The following is an 18395-nucleotide window of genomic DNA, read 5'->3' as shown; positions in this document are numbered from 1 at the left end:
CTCGCCGCCCGGACAGCCGGCCGGAAAATCTTAACGCATCGAACCGGTTCGTCCAGCAACAGTTAATAACAGAATATCGGCATCGTGCATTCGCCAACGACAGGCTAATATTAAACTTATGCGTGACAGCCGAACTCAGCCAGGCAAGAAAAAGCCGGCGACTCCAGCAGCCAGCCGGAGGCGCGCCGCGAGCGTTTTCGGAATAATTCCGCCGGAACAAACCGCCCACAAGGCCCGCTCGGCGACCGGCGCCCACCAAAGACCCACGGACATGCCGATACCCAACACGCGTTCTTTCAGCCCTTCGCTCGCATTCTCCCACCGGGCGCTTCGCGGCCAAACGGTAGTCCTTCTCACATTGACGGTGATGTTGTTCATGCTGCCTTTCACGATTCGAGCCGCTCCAGCCGACGCTCCCACGACGCCCGCGGCCACCGCCGCCGACCCGATTGAAGAACGCAAAACCCTCCTGCTGGACGATTTCAAGGATTTGAGCGGTTGGAGCGCCGTCACCTCCGCTGGCGCCCGGCTCGAAATCGCTCAGGATATCGGCCGCAACGGCGGGCGGGCCATGCGTTTGGACTTCGAAGCCTCGGACGGCGCCAGTTGGATCATCGCCCGCAAGACCTTCAAGCGGCGCATGCCCGACAATTACGTTTTCCATGCCTTCATACGAGGCGAAACGCCGCCCGTGGATTTTGAATTCAAGCTGGTGGACCCCCAACAAAATGTCTGGTGGTACAAACAACGCGAACAGACCTTTGCCGGCGACTGGCAACCCCTGACCGTCAAGAAGCGCCACCTCAATCTGGCGTGGGGTCCGGGCGGCGCTCTGGAAGAAGTGACGGCCATCGAATTGGCCATCGTACCGGGCGCGCTCGGTAAAAAAGGTTCGGTGTGGATCGACTCGCTGTCCCTGGAAGAACGCGAGCCCGCGCGAGCTTACATTAAAAATCCCAAGATCAGCGCCTCGACGACCGCCGAGGGTCACCCGGCGCAGGGCATTTTGGAACCCGATCAGATCACCAACGGTTGGCGCAGCGGCGCGCTGGCCGAGGATCAATGGTTGCAGTTGGATTTTCTGACCTCCCGCGAGTACGGCGGTCTGATCATCGACTGGCACCCGGAGGATTACGCGCTCGACTATCAGGTGCAAGCCTCCGATGACGGCGATAGCTGGTGGCCGATCTACACCGTGCGCGACGGCAACGGACGGCGGGATTATCTGTATCTGCCCGACGCCGAATCGCGCTATCTGCGGTTAAACCTGCAACGCAGCAGCCGGGGCCGCGGTTACGGTATCCAGCGCATTCAGGTCCAATCCTACGAGTTTTCCACCTCGCTCAACACTTTCTTTGAAACCGTGGCTCGCGACACCCAGCGCGGCCTTTATCCCCGTTATTTTCAGGGCGAGCAGTCCTACTGGACGGTGCTCGGCGTCAGCGGCGACAGCAAGGAAGCACTGATCAGCCAGGACGGCGCGCTGGAGGTCGACAAAGGCGGCTTCAGCATCGAACCGTTCGTGTTGGCCGACGGCCGGCTGCTCACCTGGGCCGACGTGAACGCCGTGCAGGAACTGAGCGACGGTTACCTCCCCATTCCCACCGTGCGCTGGGAACACGACCAGATCGGCCTTACGATCACCGCATTCGCCAGCGGCAAACCCGGCCAATCGGACTTGCACGCCCGGTATCGGATCGAAAACCGCAGCGATCGAAACCGGCATCTGACCTTGTTCCTGACCGTGCGGCCGTTTCAAGTCAACCCCCCCTGGCAGTCGCTGAACATGACCGGCGGCATCTCACCGATCCGGCGGCTGGAATATGCCGATCGCACTATTTGGGTCAATGGCCGCGCCAAGGCGGTGCTGGTCTTGACCGCCCCGGACCGGTTCGGCGCCGCCGCCTTCGATCAAGGCTCGCTCGCCGATTTTCTGCTGGCGGACCGCTTGCCCGAGCGGACCGCAACGGAAGACCCGCTCGGCTATGCTTCCGGGGTGCTGGAATACGGCTGGAACATCGAACCGGGCGCGGCGCGCGAGGTGTTTTTGCGCGTCCCCTTTCACGGCGTTCAACCCGGCAGCGGCGCGCTAGCGTCCAACGACGCCGATGCCGCCGCGCTGGAAACCCAATTGCTGGAACAGGCCCGACGCGATTGGGAAGCGCGCCTGGATCGGGTCAAGCTGGAACTGCCGCCCGCCGCTCAAAAACTAGCTGACGCCATCAAAAGCAATCTGGCCTATATCCTGATCAACCGCAACGGCCCGGCGATCCAACCCGGTTCGCGGACGTACGCCCGTTCCTGGATCCGCGACGGCGCGTTGACCTCGGCGGCCCTGCTCGGCATGGGCTACACCGACGAGGTCCGGCAATTTCTGCTGTGGTTCACGCCCTACCAACAACCCGACGGCAAAGTGCCCTGCTGCGTGGACCAGCGCGGCGCCGATCCGGTCCCCGAGCACGACAGCCACGGCCAGTTGATCTACGCGATCATGGAGTATTACCGCTACACCCGCGATGTCGGCTTCCTGCGCGAAATGTGGCCTTTCGTGGTCAAGGCGGTCGGCTACATCGATTCCCTGCGCCAGCAGCGGTTGACGGATCAGTACCGAACCGACCCGGCGAGCGTCCCTTATTGGGGGCTGGTGCCAGAGTCCATCAGCCACGAAGGCTACTCCAGCCACCCGCGTCATTCCTATTGGGACAACTTTTTCATCCTGCGCGGCCTGAAAGACGCCGCCGCCATTGCGGTCATCCTGGGGGAGGACGAGCCGGCGCAACGCTTCGCGACGTTGCGCGACGCCTTTCGCAAGGATTTGTACGCCTCGATTCGCGCCACCCTGAAAACCCATCAGATCGATTTCATTCCCGGCGCGGTCGAATTGGGCGACTTCGATCCCACCTCGACCACCGTCGCGGTCGATCCGGGCGGCGAGCTGGGCCGCTTGCCGCAGCCGGCGCTGGATCGAACCTTCGAACGCTATTTCGACCTGTTCCGCCGTCGGCGCGACGGCGAGGACGACTGGCAGGCCTACACCCCCTACGAACTGCGCACCGTCGGCACCTTAGTCCGGTTGGGGTTTCGCGACAAGGCGCAGGAAGCGTTGGCATTCTTTCTGGAGGGCCAGCGGCCGGCGGCCTGGAATCATTGGGCCGAAGTGGTCTGGCACGATCCCAAGGCGCCGCGCTTCATCGGCGACATGCCGCACACCTGGGTCGGTTCCGATTTCATCCGGGCGGCGCGCAGCTTGTTCGTTTACGAACGCGAAGCCGATCAAGCTCTGGTGATCGGGGCCGGCATCCCCGCCGCCTGGGCGACCAGCCCGGAAGGGGTCACGGTCAAGCGGATGCCCACCTGGCACGGCACCCTCAATTATCGGATGATGATGGACGGACCCGACCGCTTGCGGGTGCAATTATCGGGCGATATCACCGTGCCGCCGGGCCGCATCATCCTGTCTTCACCGCTCGACCGACCCCTGCACGGCGTGAAGGTCAACAACCGCGCGGTGGAAACCTTCACCGAAACGACCGTGACCGTGGATCAATTTCCAGCCGAGGTCGAGTTGTACTACGGCGCGCAAGCGACGGCCGCTCCCTGAGCGAATCCGGCCGCTTCCGTGGGTCTCCGCTCGTGAAACTCCGCTAACAATTCCCGTCGCGCCGGGCACATCCTTTGTTCAGCAGCGAGGTAAAATTGCCATCGAGCGTCGAGCTGCCTTGCAGCTCCGTGGTTTGAAAGCCATAGGAGGTCACGCCGATAATCCGGTTGCGCGCGGGATCGTCGGCGCCGGTCTGGCCGGCGGCGGCCGGTCCGAAATTCATGATCCAAGGGCCGCCGCTGGAGCCTTCGTTCATATCTGAACCGTAGAGTACGGTATTGTATCTTCTGTCTCCGCGGTAACTTTGCGCGGTGACTTGGTGCATTCTTTCGCCGTTGTCAAAGGCGGACGGATAGCCGATGAGATGGGCGTGATTGGGGTTAAGACTGTTGGTTTGGTACCCTAAAAAACCGACGACTTCACCGATTCGCCGAGAAACGCCGCCTACCAGTTGATCGTCCATTTCGAGTAAGGCGTAGTCCGCGCTGTTGGGTACGTTGCCTTTGCCGTTGTACCAGGGGCCCGTCACGAACGCCGCTGAGGCTTTCCAGTTGGAAAATGGCGCGACTCCGTCGCGATAGGCGGGCACGAATTCAAAATCGGCGAACCAGCCTTGCTCGCCGTTGGCGCCCGAATGCACGCAATGCCCGGCCGTCAGCACCAAACGGGGAGATACCACCGTACCGGAACAGGCAAATCCCCCCTCGCCGGGAATCGTGAAAAACAACTGGCCGATGGCGGCGTAAGGGTATTCGCGATCGGCCGCCACCGGCACCAGCGGCTGACTGCTGAAATAGGCGCGCCCGACTCCCACATCCAGTGGGATCGCGGTGGTTTTAGCCCGTTGTTGGGTCGGCGCAGTCGCTTGCGGCCCCGCGTTATCGGAGCGGCTTTCATCGGGAACGTACAACCGCTTTTCCAAAGGTTCCCGCTCGGGCGCGTCCAGCAGTGGAGGTTGGCCGGACCGGGATTCACCCGCCGCGGGCATCGGGTCGATCCGATTGCCCGGTGCTTCATCCGGCATCGCTTGAGGAAGCGCATCGTCGCCCGAGGGCAGCGGCATGGGCCGCGCGTTGCGATAGCGCTCGGGCGTCCAATACCCTGGCCGAGGGTTCAAGTTCTTCGCCGCCGGAACGGCTGGGCGCTCTTCAGAACCGGTTACGGGCCCTTGCCCGGAAGCGCCCCGCGCGCTGTCGTCCCCGGCCACGGCCAGCGTGGCGACGAACGACAAGGCCATTCCCATCATCATCGGTCGTGCTTTCATAACACTCCTTTACCTTCAAAAAACGCTTTTATAAAAATGATTTTGAAACAGCTCAATCATTCCTCACGGCCTTAGGGCGAGCGCCGTCACGCACAAATCAACCGAGCGAGCAACGCGAATGCCGAACTAATACTAAACTTCATGATGCCCGCGACCAAGCTAAAGGAAAAGAGTTAATGTCCGTCGCTTTGTTCTCGTATGCTCGCCCTCCCGAGGGCCAAACGATCAGCAACGGCTGTTATACGGCCTTTTTGACCACGGCCGGCACCGGCTATTCCTCATGGGGCGAACTGGCGCTGACCCGCTGGAGCGCCGATCCGACCGAGGATGCGGACGGCTTTTTCCTGTATTTGCGCGACCTGGACAGCGGGGTGTTCTGGTCGATGGGCCAGCCGGCGCTCAAAGCGCCGACGGCCTCGGGCAGCCGGCTCGGCGTGGAACCGATCGAGCTGGCGCGCCAGGATGAGGGCATCGAAGCCCGCTTGGAGATCTGCGTACCCGCGCAACACGATCTCGAATTGCGCCGGGTGACGCTGCGCAACCTCAGCGACCGACCTCGCCGCATAGAGTTGACCAGCTATGCTGAAATCGTGCTGAACGCGCCATCGGCCGATGCCGCCCATCCGGCCTTCTCCAAAATCTTCATTCAAACCGAGTGGGCGGCGGCGACGCGCGCGCTGCTGGCGCGGCGCCGGCCGCGCGTGCCCGATGAGCCCGCCTGCTGGCTGGTGCACGCGTTGGCCGGTCACGATCGCGCCAGCCCCGCCCCGCAGTACGAAACCGATCGCGCTCGGTTCATCGGCCGGGGTTACACGCTGGCCGCGCCGCGCGCCCTAGCGGTCTCCGACCCGCTATCGGGCACGGTCGGCAACGTGCTAGATCCGATTGCCAGCCTGCGCCACACTGTGGCGCTGGCGGCGGGCAGTGAGGCCCGACTGACCTTCCTGCTGGGAGCGGCGGCGGATCGAGAAACCGCTCTGGCGCTGGCGGCGCGCTATGCCGAGACAGCCGCGGTGGAGGCCGCGTTTCAGGCGGTGACGGCCGATCCCCGCGCCCCCGTCCCCTGGCAAACCTACGAACGCCCATCAGCACCCCTGAATGAGCCGGAGGGCTGGCGAGATGATTCCCAGGCGACGCTTTCAGCCGATGAAGCACTGCAATTTTGGAATGGCTACGGCGGCTTTAGCGCCGATGGTCGCGAATACGTCATCCGCATTCAGCCGGACGCCACCGGTCGGCTGCGCTTGCCGCCGCAACCCTGGACCAACGTCATCGCCAATCCCCATTTTGGCTTTCTCACCAGCGAGACCGGCGCCGGTTACACCTGGAGCCAGAACAGCCGCGAAAACCGTCTGACGCCTTGGTACAACGATCCGGTGCTCGACCCGCACGGCGAGGCGCTGTATCTGCGCGATGAGGACAGCGGCGCGGCCTGGTCCTTGCAACCCGGACCGATTCCCCAGCCGGTCGCCTACGAGGTCCGCCACGGTTTCGGCTACAGCCGCTACCGGCAGATCAGCCGCGATCTGGAACAAGAGCTCCACCTGTTCGCGCCGCGTCAAGATCCGGTCAAGCTGACCCTGATCCGCCTGCGCAATCGCAGCGGCCGACCGCGCCAACTGTCGCTCTTTGCCTATTCCCGTCTGGTGCTGGGCGTGCTGCCTACCGATGACACGGCCAAACTCACGATCGCTCAAGACTCGGTGACCGGCGCGCTGCTGGCCGAAAACCAAAACCGGGAATTTGCCGGTCGCCTCGCCTTCGCCGCTTCGCTACAAACCGGCACTCCCCTGTACGTCACCGGAGACCGCGCCTCGTTCCTGGGGCAACACGGCAATCCCAGCCGACCGGCGGCGCTTTTGCACGCCAAGACGCTGGATGGTCGCTTGGGCGCGGACCTCGATCCGTGCTTTGCGCTGCAAGCGACCATCCGCCTGGAACCCGGCGCCGCGCTCGAACACGTTTTTCTGCTGGGCGAAGCCGATCATCGGGAGCACGCTATCTACCTGATCGACCGTTACCGCGCGGACGGGGCCGCGCTTGAGGCCCTGGCCGACGTGCAAACCTTCTGGCGCGACCGGCTGGAACGGGTGCAAATCCAGACACCGACGCCGGCGGTGGATCTGATGGTCAACGGCTGGCTGGCCTATCAAACCCTGGCCTGCCGGCTTTGGGGCCGGTCGGCTTTTTATCAGTCGGGCGGCGCGTTCGGTTTTCGCGATCAGTTGCAGGACGCCGCCGCGCTGCTCTACCACGACCCCGAACTGATCCGCCAGCAACTGCTGTTGAATGCGGCGCATCAGTTCCAGGAGGGTGACGTGCTGCATTGGTGGCACCCTCCCAGCGATTGCGGCATCCGCACCCGCTTCAGCGACGACCTGCTATGGCTGCCGTGGTTGGCCTCTTTCTACGCCCGCGCCACCGGCGATTGGAGCCTGTTCGGCGAGCCGGCGCGCTTTCTGACGGCGCGGTCGCTCGAACCCGGCGAGGATGAAGCGTTTCTGCGGCCGGAAGAGTCCGGTGAAACCGCCAATCTGTACGAACATTGCTGCCGGGCCTTGGATCGTTCGTTGACCCAAGGCGCTCACGGTTTGCCGTTGATGGGAACGGGCGACTGGAACGATGGCATGAATCGGGTCGGTCGCGAGGGTCGGGGCGAAAGCGTTTGGATGGGATTTTTTCTGTACGCGATCCTCGGCGATTTCATACCGGTGTGCGGCCAGCATGGCGATTTCAACCGGGCGCGACGCTATGCGGCGTTCCGCACCCATCTGGCCACCGCGCTCAACGAGCACGCCTGGGATGGCGCATGGTATCGCCGCGCCTGGTACGACGACGGCGCGGTGTTGGGTTCCGCCGCCAGCGACGAATGCCGGATCGACGCGCTGGCGCAAGCTTGGGCGGTGATATCCAAGGCCGCGCCCTGGGAGCGCGCCGAATCGGCGCTGGATGCGGTCGAGCGGCACCTGATTTCAGAACGGGACGGTTTGATTCGCTTGCTCGCGCCGCCGTTCGAGAACACGGCGCACGATCCCGGCTACATCAAGGGTTACGTGGCCGGCGTGCGCGAGAACGGCGGTCAGTATACCCATGCAGCCTTGTGGGTGGTGCGGGCGCTGGCCGAACTGGGCCGGCGCGATCAGGCGGCGCGGCTGCTGGAAATGCTGAGTCCGATCAGCCGCGCCCGCACGCCCGAACAAGTCGCCAACTATCGGGTCGAGCCCTTCGTGGTCGCCGCCGACATCTACGGCGTGGCCCCGCACGTCGGGCGCGGCGGCTGGACTTGGTATACCGGCTCGGCGGGCTGGATGCTGCGGGTGATGCTGGAATCCATTCTGGGCCTGGAGTTGAATGAGGGCCGGACTTTGCGGTTGCGACCCTGCATTCCCGATGATTGGCCGGGGTTTCAGCTGCATTATCGATTGCCGGATGATGAAGCGATTTACGAGATCGAGGTTCGCAATCCCGAGCGGAACGCGAAACGGGTGGCGGCGGTACAAATCGATGAGCGGGAGGGGCTCATCGAATATGGCGCGGCCTGTATTCCAATAGTCCAGGATGGCGCCCGCCACGAGGTGGTGGTGACGCTGGCCGGCGCGCTTTCCCCGCCCAGGTAGGACCAAACGATGCAACGCATTAGCGGAGAATCGAGATGCGCGCCAAACGAATTTTGCTGTTGGTCGGTGATTATTATGTTGAAGACTACGAGGTCATGGTGCCGTTCCAGGCCTTGCGGTCACCGCGCCGGCGTGGCCAGCGCATCCTGCTTGGCTGAGTGAGTTCTTGAAATTATTGGGCACCAAGATCGAGCTTTAAGCGCGAAATTCCAACGGGCCGGTCAGCCGGCGCGGGCTGGCTCCAGACGCTTGCTCCGCCGCCGTCCGTCCTTTGGCGGCGCGAAATCAGCCGTTTCTTCCCCGTTCCTTCAAGCGCTCGATTCAAGTTCAAATCAGAAACAAAAGTATCAAAACAGTGTTAAGTTAGCCTGTTTCAAAACGAATTTATCTGCTCGTTTTTGTTTCATTATGAAACCTTTAGCTATCAATAGCTCTAACTTAAGTTATATTGAAAGCTCTTAACATTGAGTTTATAAAGAGCAGGACAGGTAACATGTGGGACATAGCCAATCATGGCATCAAGCTTGCTGAATTTTTTGCGAGCGGTCGGATTCGCCACGGATCAGAATGGCGCTCTAGCAGTATTCTGATTCAATAAAGCTAAGCTTAATCTGTCGGGAGACAAACCGACGCCTGAGCCGTCACCGAGAACCCAATCTCGGTCAATCAGCGCGTTCGTTCCTCTCCAATCATTCAATAAAAGAACGACTAAGCGCTCACACTACAAGGGGCAAGGAATGGACGCATCTTCCCACGGAAGATCCGCCTCAGTACACGCGATGCGAGGCCGCCGGCCGACGGCGCATTCGCACCGCCTCCGATTGGCTTGGATCAATCTGCTGCTCTGCGTTTTGCTCGGACCGTTCCGCGCCGCCTTCGCTGGAGATGCGGGGGAAATCGTCAGCGTGGTGGGCAGCGTCGAAGTGCGGCGGGAGGGCCGCTGGCAGCCGCTTAAACCCGGTGAAATCTTGGCGGTGGGCGCCGTGCTCAAGACGGCCGCTGGCAGCCGGGTCGCGCTGCAACTGGCCAACGGCTCACAGATCAAGCTGAACGCCAACTGTGAGCTGGAACTCAAGAAGATCGCGCCACGGGAAAGCGTGACGCCGGCCGCGAACACCCCCTTGCAGAACATATTGCGCGTGTTCAAAGGCGAAATTTGGGTTCGCAGCAACGGGGTCCCTTTAGAAGTTCAATCCATGCCCGTGGTCGCCACCATCCGGGGCACGGAATTCAATCTCGCGGTCGGCGCCGATCAGGTGGCGCGGCTGGCCGTGCTCGACGGCATGGTCGAGTTCCACAATCCTCAGGGCAGCGTCATGGTCGCGGCGAACGAACAGGCGACGGCGAAGGTTGGGGAAGCGCCGCATAAGACCGTGTTGCTCGATCCGCTCGATGCCGTGCAATGGTCGCTCTACTATCCGGGTTTGGTAAGCCATCGGGATTATGCGCTATCGAGCGGTGAAGCGCCGCCAGCGAAAGACCGCTCGCAAAACCGGAGCGCTGGCTCAGATCAGCAGGCTTGGACGCTGCTCGAAGCAGGCGATGTCGGGGCGGCCTTGGCTGAATTCCGACAAGCCCGCCCGCCGACCCTGATGAGTTCGGTCGGGACCGCCGAAGCGCTTTACCGGCTAGATCGCTTCGCCGAAGCCGACCGAGCTATCGACGAAACCCAGCAGCGCTACCCGCGCGCCGCTCTACCGTGGGTGCAGGCTGCGCGCAGCGCATTGATTCGAGGTCGTGTTCCCGAAGCCCAACAGGCGCTCGATCAAGCGCTGGCGCGCGATCCTCACTCCGCTCTTGCCCACGGGCTACGCTCGAATATCTTTCTAGTGCAAAACCGCAAAGAGCAGGCGCGGGATGCCGCCGAACGCGCGGTAGCGGCCAATTCCTCCTCACCCACGGCCTATCTTAATTTGAGCTTGGTCGAACAAGCGGACTTCAAGCTGGATGCCGCATTGGCGGCCGCCCGCCAAGCGGTGGCGCTCGATCCCGACAACCCTCAAGCCTTGATTCAAGAAAGCCGCCTGCTGTTCGGCATGGGTCGAGTCAAGGAAGCGCTCAAGGTCGCTGAAAAAGCCCGGCACCGCGCGCCACGGGATGCCTTGGTCAATTCCACCTGGGGTTTCTTGCAACTGGCCCGTGGCCGTACCCACCAAGCCCATCGAGCGTTTCAAGAAGCCATCGCCCAGGATTCGACCCTCGGCGAACCTCACCTCGGCTTGGGCTTGGCCCTATTCCGGCGCAATCAGACCGCTGCCGCCATTGAGGAAATGCGCAAGGCGACCCTGCTGGAGCCGAAAGTTTCACTCTATAACAGCTATCTTGGCAAAGCTTATTTTGAAATCCGTGATGATCGCATGGCACGAAAATATTTCGCCCAAGCCAAACAGCTCGATCCCCGCGATCCTACCCCTCATTTCTATGAGGCACTTCGTTTGCAAAGCGTCAATCGCCCGGTTGCGGCAGTACAGAATTTACAGAAATCCATCGAATTGAATGAAAATCGGGCGATTTATCGGTCAAAGCTGTTACTCGACGAGGATTTGGCAACGCGCGACACCAGCTTAGCGCGCGTCTACGAGGACTTGGGTTTTGATCAGCTCGCTCAAATTGAAGCGTCGAAATCATTGACCCTCAATCCAGCGAATTACTCAGCGCACCGTTTTCTTTCGGATAGTTATGCGACCCGCCCGCGCCATGAAATCGCGAGGGTCAGCGAATTGCTACAGGCCCAGCTTTTGCAACCCCTCAATATCAACCCCGTTCAGCCGAGTCTCAACGAAACCAATTTGAGAATGATCAATGGATTTGATACTTCGACATTAAATGAATATACCTCTTTGTTCGAACGGGATCGCACACAAGTCTTAATTTCGGGAATTGCCGGTAACAACACCACTCTCGCGGACGAAATCGTTCTCTCGGGCCTGCAAGGTCCGATTTCATATAGTTTGGGCCAGTTTCACTATGAAACGGAAGGCTTTCGAGCAAACAACGACTTGAAACACGATATATTTAATCTTTTCACGCAGGTCGCGCTCACGACACACCTCAATGTACAAGCAGAGTTTCGAAGACGGAAAACCAGCATGGGCGATCTCAGCTTAAAGGCTGATGGTAGTTATGATAATGAATTTCATTCAACGACTCAACAAGATATCGCCCGCCTTGGCGCCCATTTTTCACCTTCGTTTCAGTCAGATTTTATTGTTTCAGCCTTCTATAGTGACCGTGATGAAGGAAACAATGTTACGGATAAAGGTTACCAAACAGAAGCTCAACATTTGTTTCATACCGATCAATTTAACTTGACAACAGGTGTAGGCATCTACGATATAGATCATCAGGGAAAATGGGCGTTAACAGCAAAAGAGCAAGATGCATATTTTAATATTAATGTTGCTGTGCCAGAAAATATTATCTGGACCTTAGGATTGGGGTATGTAAGCTTTAAACAATCTAAAGAACAGTTTCTTGATATTGATCAACTGAATCCTAAATTTGGATTACAATGGGCTATAACTGAAAATGTTGGGCTGCGACTGGCTAGTTTCAAAACCTTGAAACCAAGGCTAATCGTTCAACAAACTATAGCTCCCACGCAAATTGCTGGCTTCAATCAATTCTTCGATGCACCTAATGGAACGACAGCGGAAAGCCAAGGCATCGGGCTGGATTTTCGTTTTGCTGATGGCGTATATGGCGGGTTAGAAGGGGTTCAGCGCGATCTCCAAATACCAATTTTTAATGCAAGCAGCGGCGTCTTTGATTTCTTTGATGGACGGGAAAAAGCATATTTAGGATATTTATACTGGACGCCTCACCCTCATTGGGCTATTCGGAGTGAATATCGATTTGATCGCTTCTCAGCAGAAGGCATAGTTAATTTACCATTTGATCTTCATTTATTTGGCGCTTATCAAGTCGACACTAATAGATTGCCATTGATTGTGCGGTACTTTAGCCCTTCTGGGGTTTTTGGAGAAATTAGCCTAACTTATGTTTACCAAAAGGCCAAAATAGACGGAGTTCCTTTCAATGAAACAGGGGAACTCTTTGTTGGAAGTAATAAATTTATCTTAGTGGACACCGCTGTCGGGTATCGATTACCTAAACGGCAAGGCATTCTAAGCCTCGAAATCAAAAATTTACTTGATAGAAACTTTCATTATGAAGAAATATCCAGTCAACTGTCACCTGAACCAGGTAACCCGCTATCTATTCCTCAACGCTTAATTTTTGCAAAATTTACGCTTAATTTTTGATAATTATGCACAGTTAGTACTTACCGTGCTCTCATGGAACTAAAAACCAGCACAGATACTGTTACCGATATTGCGGAAATTCCGGGCATTCGAACAGTATGGGAAGAAACTCTTGGAGATCCTCGTATTTGTGTCGCTCTTCTTGATGGCTCAATCGATCGTTTTCATCCGGCTTTCATCGGATCAAAGCTCGCTTTAGCAAGCACCGTCATACCAAACCTTAGGAAGGGTAAGGCGTTAAGACATGGCACTCAAGTTACCAGCGTCATTTTCGGCCAACATAACGCACAAATTAAAGGTATTGCGCCGGGCTGCCGTGGCCTAGTTATACCCATCGTTAGCGATGGCTCCAATGGTTTGCTGGCCTCTTATTCACAAGTTGGTCTGGCCCAAGCGATTTCGATGGCGATTCAGGCGGGAGCCAATATTATCAATATCAGCTTGGGGCAGCGTTCTCCTGAAGGAGTTGGCCATCCTTTACTACTTACGGCCATTGAGGATTGCCTTGCTAAAGATGTGGTGATCGTAGCGGCTACTGGCAATGAAGGCCGCAATACGCTATCAATTCCTGCCGCCTTACCCTCGGTATTGGCCGTAGGTGCAATGAACAGCCAAGGCTTACCTCTCGAATTTAGCAATTGGCATGAGCGATACCAAACTCAAGGCGTACTGGCACCTGGCGAGAATATTCTAACCGCAGACCTTGGTAATGCTATAACTCTGAGTAATGGGACTAGCTACGCCGCCCCTATCGTTTCTGGAGTCATTGCCTTGTTGGCAAGCCTTCAGATTAAGCATGGACTTCCTGTTAATTTTCGTGCGATACGAGAAGCCATCTTAAATAGCGCATTGGGATGCGAAGGCGAACCGGTAAAAGCTGGCTACCGTTTACTCGCAGGGCGGCTTAATATCAATGGAGCGAAGCTACTCCTTTTAAAAGGCATGAATACCATGAATATGAAAGAAGTACGGGAACCCAAACAGGCGACTAACAATATGCCTTACTCAAGCGAGCCTTCGTTATGGCTGCCAGCCTCAAAACCGCAACCTAACAATCTTTCTGGCAATTTATCTCCATTTCCTATAGAAATTGATGACTATTCCCCTAGTTCGCCAACAAGCCAGAACTCAGTGATGGCTAATTCAGCGACTACTTGTAATTGCGGTCGTAATGGATCAGTGCAATTAGTGTTTGCTTTAGGGAAATTAGGCATTGAATTTGAAACAGAAGCCCGCTTTGATTCAATTCGAAATCATATGGAAAAACCTGATCCCAAGAACGAGGTTGACCCAAACCCATATGACCCCGAACAACTATTAAACCATTTTACAAAAAATCCTTGGGATGCCGCCTCAGTTATCTGGACGCTAAATTTGGATGCAGTACCTATTTATGCGATAAAACCCGAAGGTGCTTTTGCTCAAGAGGCCTACAAAGAACTACGAAACTTCCTGAATGACCAGATCAATAATTCTGTCGAGCGAGTATCGGTTCCTGGCTATATAGTAGGGAACATAAAATTGAAAAATGGACAAATGATTCCCGTTATCAATCCCGACCTTCGAGGTATGTACAGCTGGAATACCCAAGAACTAATTGAAAAGGTTTGCGCTCACGCCGCAGCTAATCAAGAAAAAAGTGATAGGCCGTCCGAATGCAAGAAAAGAGTTGAAAACTTCATCGTCCGTGTCTATGAAGAGCTACGCAATCTTGGCATCACACCTCAAGATCGCGCAATTAACTACGCTGCTTCAAATGCTTTACTCGTTGCGGAGATATTCAAAGAAGCCCTTCAAGAAGGGTTAGAATTCGGATCTTCTATAGTAGAACGCAGTCCAGTTTGTCGTCCCGAGTCGGACTGTTGGGATATTAAGCTTACTTTTTTCAACCCTAAAAAAATATTTGAAGAAGCCAGCAAAGTATACCTTTTGACTGTTGATGTAAGCGATGTTGTTCCTGTAATGGTTGGCCGGAAACGCTCCTGGTTTGTATATGTCCGCCCATAAATACCTTAACCTTTATTTCTGAAGGAGATACTCATGAGCCGTCTCCCTAATTTGACTTTAGGTGTGGACCGTAATGCTGGCATCGGAGCAGAAAAAAATCATAAGATTACTTCCTATAGTCTATCCTCTAAGCTCGAACACGAGCGTTCGAATCAATTTCAATGTTACCGTATATGTTGCAAATGCTGGTGGGAAAGTGGTACAAGAATATGCGTGTATTATGAGTGTCCATAATTAATATGCGCGCTGATAACCCGAGGTGTTAGGCGAGATTATGGTAAGCCAAATCAAAGATTTGGCAGGAAAAATCGCCACTGTGACTCGCCCTATTCAGACCCTTCAAATGTTGGCCGGCCGATAAGTAACGGTGTAGCGAACGACCCGCCGCTTGCGGCGGGTCAGCACTAATAATTGCCGCGCGCGGCAAAGAATTAGACCCGCAGAGATTAAAAAACTTATTCGTGTGGATATCAACTTGCCGCGAGCCGACCTTCCGAGTAAGGGGTTATGAATCCCAAATCCCTGCTACGCACCATCCACACGCTGTTTTCCCTGCCCGACGTAGTGCTTCGAGTCAACCAGTTGATCAACCAGCCGGATACTCGAACGGAAGAGCTGGTGCAAGCGATCCTGTGCGATCCGGGGCTGGCGGCGCGTCTGCTGCGACTGGTCAACAGCGCCTACTACGGCTCGCGACGGCGGGTGGAGACCGTCTCGCAGGCCATCGTCCTGCTGGGCCAGCGTGAGTTGCGCAACCTCATCACCACCACCGTCGCGGTCGAGCTATTCGAAGGCTTGCCGGCGGATCAGATCAACATGGATCGGTTCTGGCAGCACAGCATCATGACCGGCCTCGCCGCGCGCGGTTTGGCCCAACGGCTGCACCTCCGTCAAGGCGAACATTTCTTCATCGCCGGGCTGTTGCACGGAGTTGGCAAACTGATTTTTTACAGTCAATACCCGGACCGCTATCGCGAAGTGCTGGAACGCGCCGGACCCGACCAGCAGGCCCGCATCGCCGCCGAGCGCCAGATTTTTGGATTCACCTATGCCGATTTGAGCGCCGAACTGCTCAAGTCCTGGCGGCTTTTGGATGACTTGCACCTCGCCATCGCCTACCATCTAGAACCCAGCAAAGCTTCTGACCACCGCCGGGAAGCCACTCTCCTTCACGTCGCCGCCCAAATCGCGGACGCCATGCAGCCTAAGACTGATGCCGCGCCCATCGAACACGCTCTGGAACACGTCGCGTCACCGGCCGCTCTCTTGGGCCTACCCCCGGACTCGCTGGTCTTGCTCCCCGCCGAAATCGAAACGCACGCCAAGGAAATTTTCGAAACGATCCGGCCCGGCGCGACCTTCCTCTCATAGAATTGGTTTCTTTACAACCGACTCTGTCCCACCCGAACAATCATGCCTGCCGCCATCCCATTGTTTTCCCCCCGTCAATACTGGGCTGCCCGCTTCGGCATTGCGCCCTTTCTGCCGATGTCGCGCGCCGAAATGGACACGCTCGGCTGGGATTGCTGCGATATCATCCTGGTCACCGGCGATGCTTACGTCGATCATCCCAGCTTCGGCATGGCGATCATCGGTCGGCTGCTGGAAGCGCAGGGTTTTCGGGTCGGCATCCTCGCCCAACCCGACTGGAATTCCGCCGAACCGTTCCGCGCCTTGGGCCGGCCGAATCTGTTTTTCGGGGTCACGGCGGGCAACATGGATTCGATGGTCAACCGCTACACTTCGGATCGGCGGTTGCGCCACAACGACGCTTACACCCCGAACGATGAAGGCGGCAAGCGGCCCGACCGAGCGGTGATCGTTTACAGCCAACGCGGTCGCGAAGCCTATCCCGACGCGCCGATCATCATCGGCGGCATTGAAGCCTCGCTGCGTCGGATCGCCCATTATGACTATTGGTCGGACAAGGTGCGCCGCTCGCTCCTGCTGGACTCAAAAGCGGACTTACTGCTGTACGGCAACGCCGAGCGCGCCATCGTCGAGATCGCCCATCGCATCGCCGCCGGCGAATCACCAAATACGATTCGCGACGTGCGCGGCACCGCATTCATCAGCAAAGGCGCGCCGGAGGATTGGCTGGAAATCGACTCCACCGAAATCGATCAGCCGGGAATCGTCGAACCTCATCCTGATCCCTACGCGGACGCGCCGGCCTCGCCAAAAGCCTGCGCCAGCGTCACTTCAGCCGCGACCGATGCCCGACCGGTGCTGTTCCAGCGCCGCCCGCCGCGCCACGACCGCGCCAAAACCGTCATTCGCCTGCCTGCTTACGAGCAGGTCAAGGACGATCCGGTGCTGTACGCCCACGCCTCGCGGCTGTTGCACCTGGAAACCAATCCCGGCAACGCCCGCGCCCTGATCCAGCGCCACGGCGACCGCGACGTTTGGCTCAATCCGCCGCCGGTGCCGCTCACCACCCCCGAACTGGACGCGGTGTTCGATCTGCCCTACGCCCGCGTGCCGCATCCCGTCTACGAAAAGGCGCGGATTCCAGCCTACGAGATGATCCGATTTTCGGTCAACATCATGCGCGGTTGCTTCGGCGGCTGCACCTTCTGCTCGATCACCGAACACGAAGGCCGCATTATCCAATCCCGTTCCGAAGCCTCGATCCTGCGCGAAATCGAAGACATCCGCGACCGGACGCCGGGTTTTACCGGGGTGATTTCCGACCTCGGCGGGCCGACCGCCAACATGTATCGGCTGGCCTGCAAGTCCCAGGACATCGAACGCGCCTGCCGCAAGCTATCCTGCGTCTATCCCGAGATTTGCCCGAACCTCAACACCGATCATGCCGCGCTGACGGGCTTGTATCGCAAGGCGCGGACACTGCCGGGCATCAAGAAAATCCTGATCGCCTCCGGGCTGCGCTACGATCTGGCGATCCGCGATCCAGCCTACGTCCGCGAATTGGTCACCCACCATGTCGGCGGCTACCTCAAGATCGCGCCCGAACACACCGAAGCCGGGCCGTTGACCAAGATGATGAAGCCGGGCCTCGGCGCTTACGACACGTTCAAGGCGCTGTTTGAGAAATTCTCCGAGGAAGCCGGTAAGAAGCAATATCTGATCCCCTACTTCATCGCCGCCCACCCCGGCACCACCGACGAGGATATGCTGAATCTCGCCCTATGGCTGAAGCGCAACGGCTTTCGCGCCGATCAAGTGCAAGCCTTCCTGCCCGGCCCGATGGCCCTGGCGACCGCCATGTATCACAGCGGCCGCAACCCACTGAAAGGCATCCATCGCGAACGGGGCGAACTCGTGGCCTCACCGAAGGGTCTCAAACAGCGACGGTTGCACAAGGCTTTCTTGCGCTACCACGATGCGGAAAACTGGCCGCTGTTGCGGGAGGCACTCAAACGCATGGGTCGGACGGAGTTGATCGGCAACGGCAAGCGCCACTTGATCCCCAGCTGGCAACCCGCCGGCACCGGGACGGTCGGGGGGGAAGGCTCGCGGACCGGCCGCAAGCACGGCGCGCAACTGTTTTTGACCCAGCACACCGGCTTGCCGCCCAAAAACCCGCTTGCCACGAACCTCGGCAAACGCCAGCATCAGGCGGCCAGCCGCCGCAAGCGGCCCTAATCCGTTACCCGGATTCGGCGAGCGAGCGCCGA

At 58.1% G+C, this 18395-nt stretch carries 8 protein-coding genes and 1 pseudogene; 7 read left to right on the top strand and 2 right to left on the bottom strand.

Annotated features, from left to right (window positions below; all coding sequences use genetic code 11):
- Window positions 1-135: 135 nt before the first annotated feature.
- Window positions 136-378 carry a hypothetical protein gene (locus tag IPK09_13395; GenBank protein ID MBK7984602.1) on the bottom strand — a complete coding sequence of 81 codons (243 nt, stop codon included), beginning with the start codon at window positions 376-378 and terminating at the stop codon, window positions 136-138.
- On the opposite strand from IPK09_13395, the gene IPK09_13390 reads away from it, so the two are divergent.
- Window positions 377-3601 (top strand): discoidin domain-containing protein, encoded by a 3225-nt coding sequence (locus IPK09_13390; protein MBK7984601.1) that lies wholly within the window; start codon window positions 377-379, stop codon window positions 3599-3601. The two genes, IPK09_13395 and IPK09_13390, sit on opposite strands and share 2 nt — an antisense overlap.
- Window positions 3602-3644: 43 nt before the next feature.
- Here IPK09_13390 and IPK09_13385 read toward each other — a convergent pair whose 3' ends face one another.
- Window positions 3645-4865: a trypsin-like serine protease gene (locus IPK09_13385; protein ID MBK7984600.1), complete on the bottom strand. Its 1221-nt coding sequence runs from the start codon at window positions 4863-4865 to the stop codon at window positions 3645-3647.
- Window positions 4866-5041: 176 nt separating this feature from the next.
- Between IPK09_13385 and IPK09_13380 the strand changes: the two genes are divergently transcribed.
- From IPK09_13380 to IPK09_13355, 6 genes and pseudogenes are all read left to right on the top strand, one after another.
- Window positions 5042-8482 carry a glycosyl transferase gene (locus tag IPK09_13380; GenBank protein MBK7984599.1) on the top strand — a complete coding sequence of 1147 codons (3441 nt, stop codon included), beginning with the start codon at window positions 5042-5044 and terminating at the stop codon, window positions 8480-8482.
- Between the two features lie 35 nt (window positions 8483-8517).
- Window positions 8518-8601, top strand: a pseudogene (locus IPK09_13375) (protease).
- Window positions 8602-9303: 702 nt separating this feature from the next.
- Complete coding sequence (locus IPK09_13370; protein ID MBK7984598.1) at window positions 9304-12747, top strand: tetratricopeptide repeat protein; 3444 nt, start codon at window positions 9304-9306, stop codon at window positions 12745-12747.
- Between the two features lie 33 nt (window positions 12748-12780).
- Entirely contained in the window at window positions 12781-14754 is a 1974-nt protein-coding gene (locus tag IPK09_13365) for a PatA/PatG family cyanobactin maturation protease (GenBank protein MBK7984597.1), read from the top strand.
- Between the two features lie 507 nt (window positions 14755-15261).
- Complete coding sequence (locus IPK09_13360; protein MBK7984596.1) at window positions 15262-16125, top strand: HDOD domain-containing protein; 864 nt, start codon at window positions 15262-15264, stop codon at window positions 16123-16125.
- A gap of 42 nt (window positions 16126-16167) precedes the next feature.
- Window positions 16168-18363: a YgiQ family radical SAM protein gene (locus IPK09_13355; protein MBK7984595.1), complete on the top strand. Its 2196-nt coding sequence runs from the start codon at window positions 16168-16170 to the stop codon at window positions 18361-18363.
- The last annotated feature ends 32 nt before the right edge of the window (window positions 18364-18395 follow it).

It is taken from the genome of Candidatus Competibacteraceae bacterium, from assembly GCA_016713505.1.
Lineage (GTDB): Bacteria > Pseudomonadota > Gammaproteobacteria > Competibacterales > Competibacteraceae > Competibacter_A.
Note: the sequence above shows the minus strand (reverse complement) of the source record. Positions and strands in the feature narration are given on the sequence as shown.